The 17,192-nt window shown below is 42.6% G+C and carries 11 protein-coding genes; all 11 read right to left on the reverse strand.

Going from position 1 to position 17,192, the window contains the following annotated elements:
- Nucleotides 1-101 precede the first annotated feature (101 nt).
- Entirely contained in the window at nt 102-2,534 is a 2,433-nt protein-coding gene (locus tag D8863_RS06490; RefSeq protein ID WP_125441430.1) for an ATP-dependent Clp protease ATP-binding subunit, read from the reverse strand.
- A 1-nt stretch (nt 2,535) separates the two neighbouring features.
- The gene (locus D8863_RS06495) at nt 2,536-2,994 is read right to left on the reverse strand and encodes a CtsR family transcriptional regulator (RefSeq protein WP_001211263.1); all 459 of its coding nucleotides are present in this window, start codon (nt 2,992-2,994) and stop codon (nt 2,536-2,538) included.
- Between the two features lie 171 nt (nt 2,995-3,165).
- Nucleotides 3,166-6,300 (reverse strand): Spy0128 family protein, encoded by a 3,135-nt coding sequence (locus tag D8863_RS06500; protein WP_260469752.1) that lies wholly within the window; start codon nt 6,298-6,300, stop codon nt 3,166-3,168.
- A 203-nt stretch (nt 6,301-6,503) separates the two neighbouring features.
- Nucleotides 6,504-7,232, reverse strand: coding sequence for an ABC transporter ATP-binding protein (locus D8863_RS06505; protein ID WP_071851766.1), 729 nt, complete (start codon nt 7,230-7,232; stop codon nt 6,504-6,506).
- On the reverse strand, nt 7,232-8,239 hold the full coding sequence (locus D8863_RS06510) for an ABC transporter substrate-binding protein (protein WP_125441432.1): 1,008 nt from the start codon (nt 8,237-8,239) through the stop codon (nt 7,232-7,234). The genes D8863_RS06505 and D8863_RS06510 overlap by 1 nt, the downstream gene beginning before the upstream one ends.
- 36 nt (nt 8,240-8,275) lie before the next feature.
- Entirely contained in the window at nt 8,276-9,034 is a 759-nt protein-coding gene (locus D8863_RS06515; RefSeq protein ID WP_180364058.1) for an ABC transporter permease, read from the reverse strand.
- Nucleotides 8,997-9,287 (reverse strand): thiamine-binding protein, encoded by a 291-nt coding sequence (locus tag D8863_RS06520; RefSeq protein ID WP_125388532.1) that lies wholly within the window; start codon nt 9,285-9,287, stop codon nt 8,997-8,999. Before D8863_RS06520 ends, D8863_RS06515 begins: the two co-directional genes overlap by 38 nt.
- A 283-nt stretch (nt 9,288-9,570) precedes the next feature.
- Entirely contained in the window at nt 9,571-12,204 is a 2,634-nt protein-coding gene (gene polA / locus D8863_RS06525; protein ID WP_125441433.1) for a DNA polymerase I, read from the reverse strand.
- A 129-nt stretch (nt 12,205-12,333) separates the two neighbouring features.
- Nucleotides 12,334-15,588, reverse strand: a complete 3,255-nt coding sequence (locus D8863_RS06530) for an SIALI-17 repeat-containing surface protein (protein WP_125441434.1) — start codon at nt 15,586-15,588, stop codon at nt 12,334-12,336.
- Nucleotides 15,589-15,704: 116 nt separating this feature from the next.
- Nucleotides 15,705-16,826, reverse strand: coding sequence for an SH3 domain-containing protein (locus D8863_RS06535; RefSeq protein WP_125441435.1), 1,122 nt, complete (start codon nt 16,824-16,826; stop codon nt 15,705-15,707).
- A gap of 99 nt (nt 16,827-16,925) precedes the next feature.
- A complete protein-coding gene (locus D8863_RS06540; RefSeq protein WP_001278165.1) occupies nt 16,926-17,192 on the reverse strand; it encodes a Veg family protein in 267 nt (88 codons plus the stop codon).

The following is a 17,192-nucleotide window of genomic DNA, read 5'->3' on the forward strand; positions in this document are numbered from 1 at the left end:
GTTTTTATTATATACTATATTTTTGTTTTGTCAATAGTTTTTTATCATTTTTTATAAAAAAGTAACAAAAAAGAATCAGGATTGCTCCTGATTCTCCATTTTTAAGCAATATCAAATTTTAGTTTACCAGCTTTGACACCAATCTTGAGGGTCTTGCCTGCCACCAGTTCTCCCTTAAGGAGGAGTTCTGCCAACTTGTCTTCCACTTCAGTTTGCAGGGTTCTGCGAAGTGGACGAGCTCCCATTTCTGGATTGTAACCGTGACTAGCTAGCAACTTCAGTGCCGAAGCTTGCAGTTTCAAGTCGATACCCTTCTCTGCCAGGCTAGCAATCAATGGTTTCACCATAATCTTAACAATTTCTTGCATGTGTTTGCTATCTAAACTGTGGAAAACCACCTTTTCATCAATACGGTTGATAAACTCTGGTCGATAAGCTTTTTTCAACTCTTCAAAGATTCGTTTTTCCATATTTTCCTGGTCAAAACGAATGTCTTTAGCGCCAAAGCCAACAGTCTTGTCATCACGAAGAGCCGTCGCACCAAGGTTTGACGTCATGATGATAATGGTATTTGAAAAGTCCACCTTGCGCCCCTTGCTATCTGTCAAAACACCGTCGTCCAGAACCTGCAAGAGAACATTAAAGATATCTGGGTGGGCCTTCTCTACCTCATCAAAGAGGAGAACGGAGTATGGTTTGTTGCGAACCTTCTCGGTCAACTCCCCACCTTCTTCGTAGCCTACATAGCCCGGAGGAGCTCCATTGAGACGGCTAGCTGCGAATTTCTCCATATACTCACTCATGTCAAAGCGGATAAGGGCTGATTCGTCATCAAAGAGGACTTCTGCCAGAGCCTTGGCCAATTCGGTCTTACCGACTCCTGTCGGCCCTAGGAACATAAAGGAACCAATTGGACGCTTGTGACTGCGAATACCTGACTGATTGCGACGAATCGCACGGCTAATGCTTGAAACAGCTTGATCTTGACCGATGACACGTTTGTGTAGTTTAGCTTCCAAGTTCAGATATTTCTTGGCATCAGTCTGAGTCAGTTTTTGGACTGGAATCCCTGACAAGCGACTCAAGGTAGTCAAAATATCGGATTCTGTTACCAAGTCTTTATAGATAGGGACTTCCTGCTCTTTTGCGATTAACTGAGCAGCTTGTTTCCACTTGCCATCCATCAAAGCCTTGTCAGCTGGACTCAAGTCGGATTCGTCTGTTTTCACCTGCTTGGATTTGTTTTGCACTGTTGCTGCTGCTTCATCTAAGAGGTCGATAGCAGAGTCTGGCAAGTGACGACTGGTCAAGTAACGATGCGCCATCTTAACAGCTGTTTCAACAGCTTCATCTGTGATTTGCACACGATGGTGTTTCTCATAGGTCGCTTTCAAACCTTGCAAAATGATCATGCTGTCAGCTAAACTTGGCTCTTCAATCGTCACTTTGGCAAACCGACGAGAAAGGGCAGCATCTTTTTCGATATGTTTCTGGTATTCTTCCTGAGTGGTTGCACCAACTGTTCTCAGAGTTCCGCGAGCTAAGGCTGGCTTCAAGATATTGGCTGCATCCAGAGTCGAGTCAATACCGCTACCAGAACCCATGATGGTGTGGAGTTCATCGATAAAGAGGATCACTTTGCCATCTTCCTCGATATCCTTGATGATGTTGTTCATACGCTCTTCAAAGTCACCACGGAAACGTGTCCCTGCAACGACATTCATCAAATCAAGCTCTAGAACACGCATCTTGACCATTTCAGCTGGTACGTCCCCACTGGCAATACGCTGGGCAAGCCCAAGTGCTAAAGCTGTTTTCCCGACACCCGCATCTCCAACCAAGACAGGATTGTTCTTGGTCTTCCGACTCAAAATCTGAATCATACGTGAGATTTCCTTGTCTCGACCGATAACTGGCTCTAACTTGCCAGAACGCGCTTGCTCCGTCAGGTCATGCGTGTAGTCCTCTAGACCACCACTTTGAGCTTGAGGCATGCCCATCATATTGGCCATGGAATTTTGCTTGTCAGTTACTGTGCGATGACGTTGACGCAAAGCCTTGAGATCTTCTCTTGTCCATCCTGCACGCCCTTCTAGATTGCGACGAAGAGCAGCAATTCTGACCTGATCTTTCTGGTCTTCATAAGAAAAGCCTGCTCTCTCCAAGATGCGAGTTGCCAAGGCATTACCATCATGCAAGATCGCATAGAGAACATGCTCTGTCCCTAGCACCTTTGCATGGACCACTGAGGCTACATACTCTGCTTCTGCAAAGAGAACCTCCAAACGATGGGAAAAAGGTAATTCCGTAAAGGTTTCATCTTGGCTATAGTCCGTTTCAGTCAGTTCCAAAGCAACCTCTTCTAAACGATCCATTTCATAAGGATAATCATTTAGAGTCGCACCTGCTACACTGTAACTGTGATTGGACATGGCAATCAACAAATGCCATGACTCTAGATAACGGGCTCCAAAATGGCTCGCAACCATGTAGGCACTCTCGATACATTCATTCAATGCTTTTGAATAGTTCATCTTACTTCTCTTTTCTATCTACCTCTTGTAATAGCTGTCGGAGCATATTGGCACGGACAACTGAGGATTCTTCTCCTAGGACACGATCCGTTGCTACTGAAGTCAGCAAGGTCATTTCCTGCTTGGTCATCAAATCCTGCTCCACCAAAAGCTGGAGAATATCCTCATAGATCTCCTGACTAACTCGCTCACCAATCGAGTAAAGCAAATCGCGGAGCATCTCATGATGACTGGAAAACTCAATACGCCCTATGCGAATGTAGCCTCCACCACCTCGTTTACTCTCAACTAAGTAACCTCTGCTTTCAGTAAAGCGGGTCTTAATGACATAGTTGATCTGACTCGGTACAACCTGGAAGGTATCTGCCAACTGGCTCCGCTGCAATTCCACGATACCAGACTGGTCTAAAATCGCCTTGATATAGGCTTCGATATGATCTGATGTATTTTTAAATCTCATAGTAAATCAAACTCCTTCTTTGAACCTTGACTATCTTTGACTATTATACCGAAATTTTTGATTTTTTGAAAGGAAAAGGGAGCGAGTTGCGAAGATTATTATAAACTATCCAAAACAAAAAGATGGGACCGTAAAACGGTCACCATCATTTTGCTTTATTCAAAGTTAAGATTAGTCAACTTTTTTAGCACGGTATACAAGTCCTGCCAAAGCTGCAAGAACTAGACCAAGAATAGTAGAGAATACTGTAAAGTCTGCTCCACCAGTATTTGGCAAATCTCCCTTAGGCTGTTCACCCTTAGGATCTTCCTTAGGCTTTTCTTCGCTAGGTGCAGTATACGTGTTAGTGATTGTTGGGTTGTTACCTGTAACTGTTGTTACAAGTTTGCCTGCACCATTATCTGTCACTGTTACTGTCACTTTGTAAGAATTCTCATCATATTTGATATTCTCATCGTTACCTTTTACTTCAGTAATAGTGTAAGTGTGCTCACCTGCTTCTTTGTACTCAATTGCTGTGAAAGTAACAGTACCGTCTGCAGCGTTTGTAGCTGTTCCGATTACTTTGTCACCTTCTTTAAGTTCAAACTTAAACTGATCTTTTACAAGCTCTTTATCACCGTTCAAGACTTTCTTAGCTGTGAAAGTTACTTGTGTTGAAGATGCAACATAAGTATTTGTGAAGGTTGGGTTGTTGTCAGTTACAGTCGCAACAAGTTGGCCTGCACCGTTATCTGTAACGTTTACTGTTACATTGTGAGTAGATTTATCGTATGTCACACCTGCTTCGCTACCTGCTTTTTCAGAGATAGTGTAAGTGTGCTCACCTGCTGCTGCATACTTAATTGCTTCGAAAGCAACAGTACCGTCTGCAGCGTTTGTAGCTGTTCCAATTACTTTGTTACCTTCTTTAAGTTCAAACTCATATTTGCCTGCTTCAAGGGCTTTACCTTCTAAGACTTTCTTAGCGGTAATCTTTACAGTTGTTGAAGCAGCTTTATAAGTGTTGGTGAAGGTTGGGTTGTTGTCAGTTACAGTCGCAACAAGTTGGCCTTGACCGTTATCTGTAACTGCTACCTTAACTTCGTGTTTAGCAGTGTCGTATGTCACACCTGCTTCACTACCTGCTTTTTCAGAGATAGTGTAAGTGTGGTTGCCTGCTGCTGCGTACTTGATATCTTCGAAAGTCACAGTACCGTCTGCAGCATTCTTAGCTGTCGCAACGACTTTGTCACCTTCTTTAAGTTCAAACTCATATTTACCAGCTTCTAGAGCTTTACCTTCCAAGACTTTAGTAGCCGTGATAGTAGCTTTTGTTTCAGCGGCTTTATAAGTGTTGGTGAAGGTTGGGTTGTCACCTGTAACAGCCGCCTCAAGTTGGCCTTGACCGTTATCTGTAACTTTTACCTTAACTTCGTGTTTAGCAGTATCGTATGTCACACCTTTTTCGCTACCTGCTTTTTCAGTGATAGTGTAAGTGTAGTCACCTGCTGTTGCGAACTCAATTTCTTTGAAAGTAACAGTTCCGTCTGCAGCGTTTTTAGCTGTCGCAACGACTTTGTCACTTTCTTTTTCTTTAAGTTCAAACTCGTATTTATCAGCTTCAAGCTCTTTACCGTTCAAGACTTTAGTAGCTGTGATGATAATAGGTTTTGCTGGTTTAGCTTTATAAACGTTCGTGAAAGTAATGTTCTTTGTATCTGGTGTTGCAACAAGTTGACCTTGACCGTTATCTTTAACGACTACTTTTACTTCATAAGCATTTGGATCGTATTCAACTCCGGCTACATCACCTGCTTTTTCAGAGATAGTGAATGTACGGGTTTCTTCTTGTGTGAACTTAAGTTCTGGGAATTGAATCTTACCGTTTGCATCGTTTGAAACAGTGTGGAGAACTGCTCCGTTTTCTTTCAACTCAAATTCAAATTGACCAGCCTCAATAGCTTTACCGTTCAAGACTTTAGTAGCTTCAAGTTGAAGTTTTGCTTCTTTAGCAGCGTATGAGTTTGTAAATTCTTTCTTAGAATCTTTATATTTAACGCTGGCAATCTTTTGACCATACACGTTTGCTACAGTAACTTCTGCTTCAAGTACTGAATCATCGTATGTATAGCCTTTTTTGTTGTCATTTACTTCTTTAATTTGGTATTTGAATGTACCTTCATTAGAGAATTTAACTGTTGGGAATTTAATATTTCCTTCAGCATCGTTTTTAGCTTCAGTTACAGAACCATCTGGAGCAATCAATTGGAAAGTAAATGCATCTGCCTCAAGAGTTTTTCCTTCAAGTTTTTTCTTAACTTGGAATTCAACCTCATCAGACTTCGCACCTGAACCGATACCTTCTGTAGTTGTCAAAGGAGCAAATCCATGAACATCAAATGTTTCTTGATCTGTTGTCGCTTTAACATCGTTAAATGCTTTTTTAGTTGCATTGTCAACAGGAGCAGTTAGACGAGTTTTATATAAGATATAGAGACCTTGTCCGTCCATTGTACCATCACCGTTTGGAGTGATTGTAAAGTGATTTCCATCAACAACGTTGACATGGGCAGCTTCTAGTCTTGGACGAGCTTCAGCTTTGTTCCACTCAGTAAAGTAGTAACCAGTAATTTCACTCGCAAGAACTTGTCCTTCTGGAATAGTATCTTCGAGTTTAACCCCTGTGTAAGATTTTGCATAGCGGTTAACACGGATACGCCAGTTTACATAGTTAGGATCGTCTGAGTCTTGAACTCCCCATTTAGTAAATCCAGTTGGGTCATCATCTGGGACGATACGAGTCAAAGTATAAACTTGGTCACCTGGGATATCAATTTGATAAGGAGTGTTTAATTTAACACTATCTGCCCAAACGACTGTAAACAAGGCTGTAATTGCCTTGTTCTCTGACAAATTAGCAAAGTAAGCAGCATTTGTTACTTTGACAGTAGCTGTGTTATCTGCTCTACTAGTTGTCAATTCAGCAATAGTTGTTTGCCCATCTGGTGCTTTCAATTCCGTAACAGAATCTTTTTCAATTTTAAATTCGTTTGGAACATGATACACCATGTAATCCCCATCTTTGAGGGTTACATCATTTGGGAAACTATAAGTTGGTTGAAGATAGAATTTACCTTCCCCGTACTTAGCGCCATCAACAAGTTTGTTATTGTTGATTGTTGAAACAGTTTTCATTGTATAACTGCTCGCTGGTAGTTCCTCCGCTTGAACAACTGTGCTAACTTTGAGTGCAGGTAGAAAAACTGACACTACTAGCAGCAAGGCCATCAAGCCATGAAAGAGTTTACTAGTTCTCTTTTTCACCACATTATCCTCCTTATTGTCTATAATGGTTCAATTATATTATACAGATTCATGACAAAATGTCAACTAAAATTTATTTATTTTTATATTAACTTACCATTTATTTAAATAATAAGCCCAATCATGCATGTTCATCAGCTTTGAAACAATTAAATACAGGCAAAAATTTCGCTTGGATTTAATATATACTAATTTCCTAAAAGCTACGTATTTAATCCCAATTCTGCTAAGATTTGTCGTTTGTAGGCAATTTTTTGGACTTCCTTGTCCTCGTCTTCAGACCAATCTAGTTTAATTTCTGAAACAATCTGTCCAGGGCGATTTTTCAAGATATAGATGCGGTCGCTAAGATTGAGGGCCTCTTCGATACTATGTGTGATGATGAGGGTCGTCAGCTGCAACTGCTTGTGAATCTCCAAATACCAAGCGTGGAGTTCCATTTTGGTCATCTCATCCAAAGCGCTAAAAGCCTCGTCAAGAAGAAAGAGCTTGTGTCCGAAAAGATAGGTACGAAGCAAGGCCACACGCTGACGCATCCCTCCACTGAGTTCGTGAGGATACTTGTCCCGTACAGCTGTCAACTGGAAGGTCGCAAGAATTTCATCCGCTCGGGCAACGGCTTCCGCCTTATCGACCTTTTGAATCAAGAGAGGCAGAATGATATTGCCAAGGACTGTCTTGTGCTCCAAGAGGAGATCCTTTTGCAACATATAACTCACGCGCCCCTTGGGATTCTCCTCGCCATCAAGAACAATTCTTCCCGACTGGACTTCTAAAATCCCAGCGATTAGGTTAAAGAGGGTGGTCTTTCCTACACCACTTGGACCTAGGATAGAGACTACTTCACCTGAAGTCACCTGCAGGTTAATGTCCTCTAAAATCTTCTCCTCACCATAGGCATAGCTTACATGTTCAAGTCTAATTTCTGTCATTATTTTACAAATTCGTTAGTGAAGCCCTTGTCTGTCAAGTCTTCTTTAAGGATGCCATTTTCTTTATCCCATTTGTAGAAGGCATTCCAGCGTTCTGCATCAAATTGTCCCCATTTTTCCTTGTCGCTTGCATATTCTTTTGACAAGTATTTTTGAGATTCGATGACAAAGTCACGTTTTTCCTTAAGTTCAGGGGCATTCTTGATGAGGATATCGGCTGCTTCCTCTGGGTGTTCCATAGCGTATTGGTAGCCTTTTTTGATAGCTTGGATAACTTTACGAGCTTCTTCTTTGTTGTCTTTCAGATAGTCGTTGTTTGCGATGATAACGGGTGAGTAGTAGTCAAACTCTTTGACATAGTCTTTCAAATACATGAAGTTAGCGTCTACGCCTTGAGATTTTGCAAGAATACCGTCCCAACCGTAGTAGATCCAAGCAGTGTCAAAGACACCATTGGCAATTGGTGTGATTGAGTTTGAGTCGTTATTTGGTACTTTTTCGACCTTCTCAAAGTCTCCACCTTGTGATTCTACCAAGGTTTTCAACATAGCCAGCTCCGTTGGGTCATTCCAGGTTCCGTATTTCTTGCCAACTAAGTCCTTTGGACTGCTGACATTGTCCGATTTACGTGAGATGATTCCAGATGTATTATGTTCAACGATAGCAGCAACGGCAGTAATCCCTGCTCCTTTTTCCAATTTCTTAGCCATGTAGTCTTGGAAATAGATAGCAAATGGCGCTTTGCCATTGATCACCAAGTCAGACGAGCTTTCTTCTGGTGGCAATTTCAAATCAACATCCACTCCAGCTTCTTTGAAATAACCTTTTTCCTTGGCAACATACAGCCCTGTGTGGTTAGTATTTGGCGTCCAGTCTAGGATAAAGTCAATCTTTTTGAGTTCTGCTTCTTTGTTGTCCTTAGAAGCAGTTCCTTGGCCACAAGCCACCAGTAAGACAGCTACAAGAGCTGTTACAAGCGTTAAAAACACTTTCCATGTTTTCTTCATTTTCATTTCCTCTTTTCTTTTTCTAAAACGCTCTATTTAAGTACGTTTCCATTTAATCACGTATTTTTCACTAATATCGACCAACTTCATACCGAGAAGGCTGATAATCGACACCAGAATAATAATGGCAAACATGGTATCATACTGAAACAGTTTTTTAGACTGAATCATATAAACACCTAGTCCTTCAAAGCCTCCCAACCACTCAGATACCACTGTTGTGATAAAGGCGTAGGAGACACTAACCCTCAGACCTGCATAAAAGTAAGGCAGACTGACAGGGATTTTAAAATGCCACAGGATTTGCCAAGGCTTGGCTCGCATCAGACTAAACAAGGTCAGCATATCCTTGTCACAATGCCTAAAACCGTCCAAGATACTAACAATTATAGGGAAGGTTGTCGTCAGGATAATCAAGACAATCTTGGGCAATATCCCATAGCCTAGCCACAAGACCAAGATAGGCGCTATGGCAATGGTCGGAATGGTCTGGATAACCACCATCATAGGGTAGATAAGATCATTGAGCCAAGTCATACTATCCATAAGCACCGCCATGAGACAGGCAATCAAGACTCCCAAGACTAGACCCAGCAAAGCCACTCTCAAGGTCGCCCAGCTATGGTGCCAGAGAAATTCTCTGTCACGAACAAAGGCCTGAAGAATTTCAAAAGGGGTTGGCAGGATAAACTTGGGTAAAAGTTTGAATATTCCCGCTAACTGCCAGATTGACAAGACTCCTAGAAAACCCAATAGACTAATCTGTCGTCTCATCATACTTTTCAAGTTTCTCATCAATACTTAAAATCTCTCCTACATTTATTTTAACATTGGCAAAGACATTATCTGCCTCCTGCCCTGCCACTTCTAGCGCGTCTTTGAGAATACGCATGAGCTCATCCAACTCCCCTTCCAGGACCGTTTCAAAGGGTGTCACCACCATGGTCACGGACTGAGCTTGCAGATAAGCAACCACCTGATCGATAATAGCAATTCGATTAATCCCCTGTGATAGGGGCAAGACTTGCAAGGCAATGCTTGCTTTCATAAAAACCTCCTCTTCTCGGTTTTTCTTTTGAACAAAAAGAAAAACCTTTGCCATATCATATATGGAAAAGGTGCAGAATTCGGCTAAGTATCGTTCCCTACGCTGGCATTACCCAGATCAGGTGCGGTCGAAGTTTAACACTTCCTCTCAGACTGTACACAGACTCCCATATCTTATATGGACATATAGTAACGCAAATACTAGGAAAAGTCAAGGAAACTGCTTACAGAAAACTATGAAAAAGAGTTTGAAGGCACGCCCTTCAAACTCTTTCATAACTTTCTTATTTAGCCTCGTACCATGTTGCCCCTTCATTTTCATCTGCGATAAGGGGAACACTGAGCTGGATGGCTTCTTCCATGGTTTGTTTCACTAGATCTTTGACAGCTGCTAGTTCTGATTTCGGAACTTCAAGGACGATTTCATCATGAACTTGCAACAGCATCTTGGTCTGATAACCGCCCGCTACTAAAGCCTTGTCTAGCTGAATCATAGCAATCTTGAGGATATCTGCTGCCGAACCCTGGATAGGAGAGTTGATGGCAGTCCGCTCTGCAAAACCACGAATGTTGAAGTTGCGCGAATTGATATCCGGCAACTCACGACGACGCTTGAAGAGGGTCTCTACATAGCCCTTATCACGCGCCTCACGCACCACCTCATCCATGTAGTTTTTAATACCTGGGAAGCGTTCAAAGTAAGTATCAATGTAGGCTTTTGCTTCCTTACGGCTGATGCCCAGATTATTAGACAAGCCAAAATCTGAAATCCCGTAAACCACTCCAAAGTTAACAGCCTTGGCATTGCGACGGTCGTTTGGAGTCACATCCTCAGGACGTTCAATTCCAAAGACCCGCATGGCCGTCGAGGTATGGATATCTGCTCCCTCTTGGAAGGCCTTAATCAAGTGCTCATCTTTAGAGATATGTGCCAAAACGCGCAATTCAATCTGTGAATAGTCCGAGCTGAGCAGCACACTATCCTCCCACTCAGGCACAAAAGCCTTACGAATGAGACGGCCTTGCTCCAAACGCACAGGAATATTTTGCAAGTTGGGATCCACACTAGACAAACGCCCAGTCTGAGTCAAATCCTGCACATAGCGCGTGTGAATCTTGCCATCATCTAAAATCCAATCCTGCAAGCCAACCACGTAAGTCGATTGAATCTTGGCAATCTGACGGTAATCTAGGATTTTTTTAACAATCGGAGCAATAGGAGCCAGTCGCTCTAGCACATCCACGGCTGTCGAGTAACCTGTCTTGGTTTTCTTAGTGTATTCTAGAGGCAGACCAAGTTTTTCAAAGAGAAGGACGCCCAACTGCTTAGGGGAGTTGATATTAAACTCCTCACCAGCTAGTTCGTAAATCTCTTGAGTGAGTTGCTCAATGACGACCTCATTTTCAGCCTGCATCTCAAGCAAGGTTTCTTTTTTGACCTTGATTCCAGCGATTTCCATCTTGGCAAGGACAAAAGCTAGAGGCTGCTCCATGTCATAGAGAAGATCTAACTGCCCATGTTCACTGAGTTTTTCAAGTAAAACCGGCTCAGTCTCAACCAATACAGCAACCTTGCGAGCTAGGTGTTCCAAGAATTTCTCTCTCTCAGGGATAGCTTTCTTGACCCCCTTACCGTAGAAAGTCTCATCATCGACCAAGTATGTTTGACCGTAGAGAGTCGCAATGGTTGAGATTTCATTGTTCTCGACTGTTGAGAGTAAGTATTTTGCCAAACGGTTGTCAAAAGCAGGGGCCTGCAGATTCAAACCCAAGCGATTTAAAAGAACCTTCGCTTTTTTAAAGTCATACACTTTCAGAGGTGTTTTTTCTAAAAATTCCTTGAAAATTGGCTCCTGCAAGAGCTCAAGTTTATCTGTAGCGTAAAGTTTATCCCCACAAGACCAAGCAAAACCAACCAAATCATCTGTATGGTAGTTTTCTCCAAAGAGTTCAAAGTGGAAGATAGAGTCGGCACTCAGCATGTCTTGACTGACGTGGTCAACAATAGTGAAATCCAAGCTCTCAGGCGCATCCTTCGACGAAACATTTAGAGCTTGTTTGAGCTGTTTGAAGCCCATCTCATCGTAGAATTTCCCGAGATTTTCCACATCTGGGCCATTATATACCAAATCATCAAGGCCAATCTCAATTGGTGCCTGAGTTTCAATGGTCGCCAAGGTTTTAGACAAAAAGGCTTGTTCCTTGTCATTGATGAGATTTTCCTTCATCTTAGAAGCCTTCATCCCATCGATATTTTCATAAATACCCTCGAGCGAACCATGTTCCAGCAAGAGCTTGATACCCGTCTTTTCACCGACTTTCGTGACACCAGGGATATTATCAGACTTATCCCCCATGAGGGCCTTAAGATCAATGAACTGAGCTGGCGTGAGGCCCATCTTTTCCATGAGATAGTCCGGCGTAAAGGCCTCAAACTCAGCCACACCTTTCTTAGAAATCTCGACCACCGTATGCTCATCCGTCAACTGGATCAAATCCTTATCTCCGCTAACGATTGTCACATCAAAAGAATCCTTCTCAGCCAAACGGCCTAAAGTCCCGATGATATCATCCGCTTCATACTGGGCCAACTCATAATGGCGAATCCCAAGATGGTCTAACAACTCACGAATGAAGGGAAATTGCTCACGAAACTCATCTGGAGTTTTAGCACGGCCACCTTTGTAGTCTGCATACATCTCTGTTCGAAAAGTCGTCTTACCTGCATCAAAGGCTACCAAAACATGACTGGGCTCAACCCGCTCTAAGACATGATTCAACATGAGTTGAAAGCCATAGATTGCATTGGTATGAAGGCCATTAGCATTTTTAAAACGATCCAACTGCTGATAGAGCGCAAAAAAAGCTCGAAAAGCAACTGAAGATCCATCAATTAATAATAATTTTTTCTTGTCCATACACCCATTATAAAGGAAAGAGGGGAAAAATACCATCGGAAAGAGCTGAAAAACGTGGACTTGTTCCTATTTCACCATAAAAAAGAAAAGGACTATTCAAATCCTTTTCTTTTATTGATTTCATGCGATTTATTTGTTCAATTTTCTCTTTGCAAATGGTAGCAAACCAAGAAGGAGACCAATAAATCCTAGCGATGCAACTGCTGAAGCATCTTGGCTTCCTGTATTTGGAAGGAGTTGTTCATCCGTTGCTGCAGGCGCTTTGTAGGTACGATCTTGTTCAGTTCCAAGAGTAGGGCTTGTAGCCAAAGGAGCTACACTGCCAGTGTATTCTGGAACTTCATTTACTGCAGGTTCAATCTTTTCAGCATAGGCTGGAATATTGGATACTGCTGGGGCACCGCTTTCTCCATAGGCTGGAACACTCGCTACGGCTGGTGCGCCACTTTCTCCGTAAGCTGGAACATTTGCTACGGCTGGTGCACCACTTTCTGCATAAGGCAGAGTGTTGCTGACTATTGGTGTACCGCTTTCTCCGTAAGCTGGAACATTCACTACGGCTGGGGCGCCACTTTCTGCATAAGGCAGAGTATTGTTTACTATTGGTGTACCGCTTTCTCCGTAAGCTGGAACGTTCGCTACGACTGGAGCGCCACTTTCTGCATAGGCTGGGAGTTCATTTACAGCAGCTTCTACCGCATTTACACCTTTGTTGTATTCTGGCAACTCTGCAGTTGCAGCTTCTACTGCGTTCACCCCACCTTTAAAGTCTTCAATTTCAAGAACAGCCGACATGACACTGCTTAGAGTCTTAATAGCATCCTCATAGTCTACTAAAGCTTGTTGCAAGTCTTTGACTTGACTATTCTTGTCACCAGAAACTTGTAAACTTGATAATTGCGCTTTAATCTTAGCAACTTGCTCTTCTAATTTACTTAGCTCAAGTTTTTTCGCATTACTATTTTCTTCTGCCGCTTCCTTGTCAGCTGCAGCAAGTTTAGCTTGGTCTTGGCTTGAGAAATCGTCTTGGCTCATCTCTTCGGCTGGTGTCACCTGGTCACTGTCTTCTGCTAAGAAATCATCTAGCAAGTCAGACGCTTCGATATCTCCATCTTCGATAGCTTTCAAGATGGCATCCTTGCCAATCACTTCTTTAGCCGCCTTAATCGCCGCTTCCTTATCAGTGATAGTGGCATCCTTGTTGATGTCATCGATGGTTGATTTTTCGATACCCTCAAGGGTTGTCAACAATTCGCTGTGGGCTTTTTCTTCTGCCGCCTTCTTAGCTTCTTCCTCTTTCTTAGCCACCTCGGCTGCTTCCTTATCTGCTGCAGTGAGTTTAGCTTGGTCTTGGCTAGAAAGCTGTGATTGAGTCTTCGATTCAGCTGGGCTTACCTGATCGCTATCCTCTGCCAAGAAATCATCTAACAAGTCTGAGGCATCAATGTCACCTTCTTCGATAGCTTTCAAGATGCCGTCCTTGCCAATCACTTCTTTAGCTGCCTTGATGGCTGCTTCCTTATCAGTGATAGTGGCATCCTTGTTGATGTCATCGATGGTTGATTTTTCAATTTTTTCTAGGGTAGCGATTAAATCTGAGCGAACTTTGGCTGCTTCTTCTGCTGCTTCCTTGTCCGCTGCAGCGAGTTTAGCTTGGTCTTGACTTGAGAAATCTTCTTGGCTCATCGCTTCGGCTGGTGTCACCTGATCGCTGTCTTCTGCCAAGAAATCATCTAACAAGTCGGACGCTTCGATGTCACCTTCTTCGATGGCTTTCAAGATAGCATCCTTGCCAATCACTTCTTTAGCTGCCTTAATAGCTGCTTCCTTATCAGTGATAGTGGCATCCTTGTTGATATCATCGATGGTTGATTTTTCGATGCCTTCAAGAGTTGAAAGCAATTCTGTTCGAACTTTGGCTGCTTCTTCCGCTGCTTCCTTGTCCCCTGCAGCCAGTTTTGCTTGGTCTTGACTTGAGAAATCTTCTTGGCTCGTCGCTTCGGCTGGTGTCACCTGATCGCTATCCTCTGCCAAGAAGTCTGCTAACAAGTCTGAGGCGTCTAGCTCACCTTCTTCGATGGCTTTCAAGATAGCGTCCTTGCCAATCACTTCTTTAGCCGCCTTAATCGCCGCTTCCTTATCAGTGATAGTGGCATCCTTGTTGATGTCGTCGATGGTTGATTTTTCAATTTTTTCTAAGGTAGCGATTAAATCTGAGCGAACTTTGGCTGCTTCTTCTGCTGCTTCCTTGTCCGCTGCAGCCAGTTTTGCTTGGTCTTGACTTGAGAAATCTTCTTGGCTCGTCGCTTCGGCTGGTGTTACTTGTTCACTATCTTCTGCCAAGAAATCATCTAACAAATCTGACGCTTCGATGTCACCTTCTTCGATAGCTTTCAAGATGCCGTCCTTGCCAATCACTTCTTTAGCTGCCTTGATCGCTGCTTCCTTATCAGTGATAGTGGCATCTTTGTTGATGTCGTCGATTGTCTCTCTTTCAATTTTTTCTAGGGTAGCGATTAAATCTGAGCGAACTTTAGCTACATCAACCTGAGCCTCTTTATCAGCTTCGTCTAACTTAGCTTGGTCTTCATCTGTGAATTCTGATACAGGTTCAACTACTGTTTTGTGCTCGCTCGTATCTGCTGGCCAGTCTACAATAACATCACCAATCTCCAAATCCTCATCTGCGATAGCCTTCAAAAGGTCTTCTTTACCGATCTCTTCTTTGGCTTCTTTGATGGCCGTTTCTTTATCGGTGATTGAAGCGTCTTTTTTAATATCTTCAATTACAGCATTTTCAAGAGATTCTAGGGCTTGAACCAGAGCATCCGTCGCTTGAGAAACTTGTTCTTTGGCATCTTTTTCAGCCTGGTCTAGTAGAGCCTTCTCCTCAGTAGATAATTTTTTATTAGTTTGAGCTTCAGGACCTGTTACCACAGCCTTATCTTCTGCACCTTCTGGCAATTCAGCGATGATATTATCTAGGCTGAGCTCTCCAGACTCAAGAGTGTCTGAAATATACATCTTACCGATATATTCCTTCACAGCTTCAGTTGCAGCCTCTTTGTCCTCAATTGCTTCCTTATCCTCAATATCACTAATAGCCTGTTCCTCAAGTTCATCCAAAGCCTTCATCAACTCTTCTTTGGTCATCTTAGCTGGATTTGTCGCACCAGGATTAGCTGGACTAGCGTTTTCTGATCCCTTTTCAGTTTGAGCACCGCTCTCCCCTTCTGTTCCAGCTTGTGGTTGTGCAGGAACAACTGCCTGCTCTTCTGCTTTCCCTTCATCTGCCTTAACTACTGAAGGCTGTGAAACGAGTACACTAGCACCCAATACAGCTGCACTTGCTAAACTTGTTAAAATAACTTTCTTCTTGTCCATTAGACAAAGCCCCTTTTATAGTTTTTAATGTTATTATATTATACTATTTAAAGAACGTCAACTAATTCGATATCCATTTTAAAATTTTATGAACAAGAAGAAAGCTTGTATGATGTTTAAGAAACACTTCCTATCCTTACCCCATCACTGTCTAGTCTGTAGCCATCAATAATCGTATTAACAGCTAAGGCTCCCGAAGCATCAACATAGTAATGTTTACCCGAGACTTGGAACCATTGACTAGCTTTCATCCGGCCAGATTCCTCTAAGTAATACCAAGTTCCCTTGTCTTTAAGCCATCCCGTCTGCATCTCACCCGAAGCCTTTAGATAATACCAGTGAGAGCCATCCTTAACCCAGCCAGTTGACATGGCCCCATTTTCTTTTAAATGATACCAATTGCCATTAACTTTTTTCCATCCTGTTGCTAGCTTACCATTCTCTCGGTAATACCAACTCCCTCCTTCTTTTTTCCAGCCTTTCTCTGTATTGCTTAACTTTGTATACTGCACATATCTTCTAGCACCACTGTAGGATAGATAACCGAGCCACTTATAACCATCCTTTTCAAGAACTTGATCATAACTCACACTCTCACCAGCATAATAGTAGTCAATAACCTGTCCTGTACTTGACGGTTGGTCCATAATCGGCGATTTCTCCGTGAATACTATTGTCCCACTAGACGGAAGCTCTGAGCTATGAGCATTCTCACCCGCACTATGGCTAGCAGATAAATCCCTAAAATGAATAAAACCTGTCATCGAACTAGCCTTGACTTTTCGACGATTATACTTTTCTCGAACCCCATAGTTATACTCTTCGATTTCAATCGTATCCCCCGACACATTTGATACCCAGGCCACGTGCCCATAATATCCTTCTATCGACCAAGCAATAGCCCCAACTTCTGGCTTAGTATCCACACGGTAGCCTTCTCGCCTTGCACGATGTCCCCATTCATTCGCATTTCCGTAGGCAGGAGGAATCTCAAAGCCATTTACACTACTCAAACGAAAGGCCGCAAAAGAGGTACACTGGCGAGAATACATCCGCCACTGATCGATTTCAACACTACCATTTTTGTAGTGAAGCGGATAGTCATCTCCACGCGCTACACTGTCGGCCTGAACTGATTCTCCACCAAACAAAAAGGTACTCGTAACGAACAAAGTAGCCAGCCCTACACTCAACTGAGTACATCTACTCTTCTTAACTCCTGATTTTAAAAACGTCATTCATTCTCCTTAATAATATAAATTTTCGAGGTTACCCTCGTTTATACTATTCGGGAGAAAAAGAAAAAAGTGAGCAAAGCTCACTTCATTTTAGGATTCTTAGTCTAGATAGCGAATCAAGTTCTTTTCTGTCAAGATATCTGAGTAGGTGAAGGATTCAACGTAGACATTGGCTTGTTTGTCTCCTTCAACATCCCCAAATTCAACGATAAATAGAGATGGATAAACCTCAATTAGCTTACCCAATCTATTTTTTTGGCGCTTACGGCCATTTTCCAAAGTCATTTCAACGACTTGTCCCTCATGTGCCTTGATCTCTTCTTTGATTTTTTTCATCTTGGCTACATCTGTAAATGCATCTGACAT

It is taken from the genome of Streptococcus oralis, from assembly GCF_003943825.1.
GTDB classification, from domain to species: Bacteria; Bacillota; Bacilli; order Lactobacillales; family Streptococcaceae; genus Streptococcus; species Streptococcus oralis_CD.

Excerpts from the sequence above, each read along its gene's own strand:
- D8863_RS06490 (WP_125441430.1), bottom strand. The coding sequence starts at position 2,534 with ATGAACTATTCAAAAGCATTGAATGAATGTATCGAGAGTGCCTACATG.
- D8863_RS06495 (WP_001211263.1), bottom strand. The coding sequence starts at position 2,994 with ATGAGATTTAAAAATACATCAGATCATATCGAAGCCTATATCAAGGCG.
- D8863_RS06505 (WP_071851766.1), bottom strand. The coding sequence starts at position 7,232 with ATGACAGAAATTAGACTTGAACATGTAAGCTATGCCTATGGTGAGGAG.
- D8863_RS06510 (WP_125441432.1), bottom strand. The coding sequence starts at position 8,239 with ATGAAGAAAACATGGAAAGTGTTTTTAACGCTTGTAACAGCTCTTGTA.
- D8863_RS06515 (WP_180364058.1), bottom strand. The coding sequence starts at position 9,034 with ATGAGAAACTTGAAAAGTATGATGAGACGACAGATTAGTCTATTGGGT.
- D8863_RS06520 (WP_125388532.1), bottom strand. The coding sequence starts at position 9,287 with ATGAAAGCAAGCATTGCCTTGCAAGTCTTGCCCCTATCACAGGGGATT.
- polA (WP_125441433.1), bottom strand. The coding sequence starts at position 12,204 with ATGGACAAGAAAAAATTATTATTAATTGATGGATCTTCAGTTGCTTTT.
- D8863_RS06530 (WP_125441434.1), bottom strand. The coding sequence starts at position 15,588 with ATGGACAAGAAGAAAGTTATTTTAACAAGTTTAGCAAGTGCAGCTGTA.
- D8863_RS06535 (WP_125441435.1), bottom strand. The coding sequence starts at position 16,826 with ATGACGTTTTTAAAATCAGGAGTTAAGAAGAGTAGATGTACTCAGTTG.
- D8863_RS06540 (WP_001278165.1), bottom strand. The coding sequence starts at position 17,192 with ATGTCAGATGCATTTACAGATGTAGCCAAGATGAAAAAAATCAAAGAA.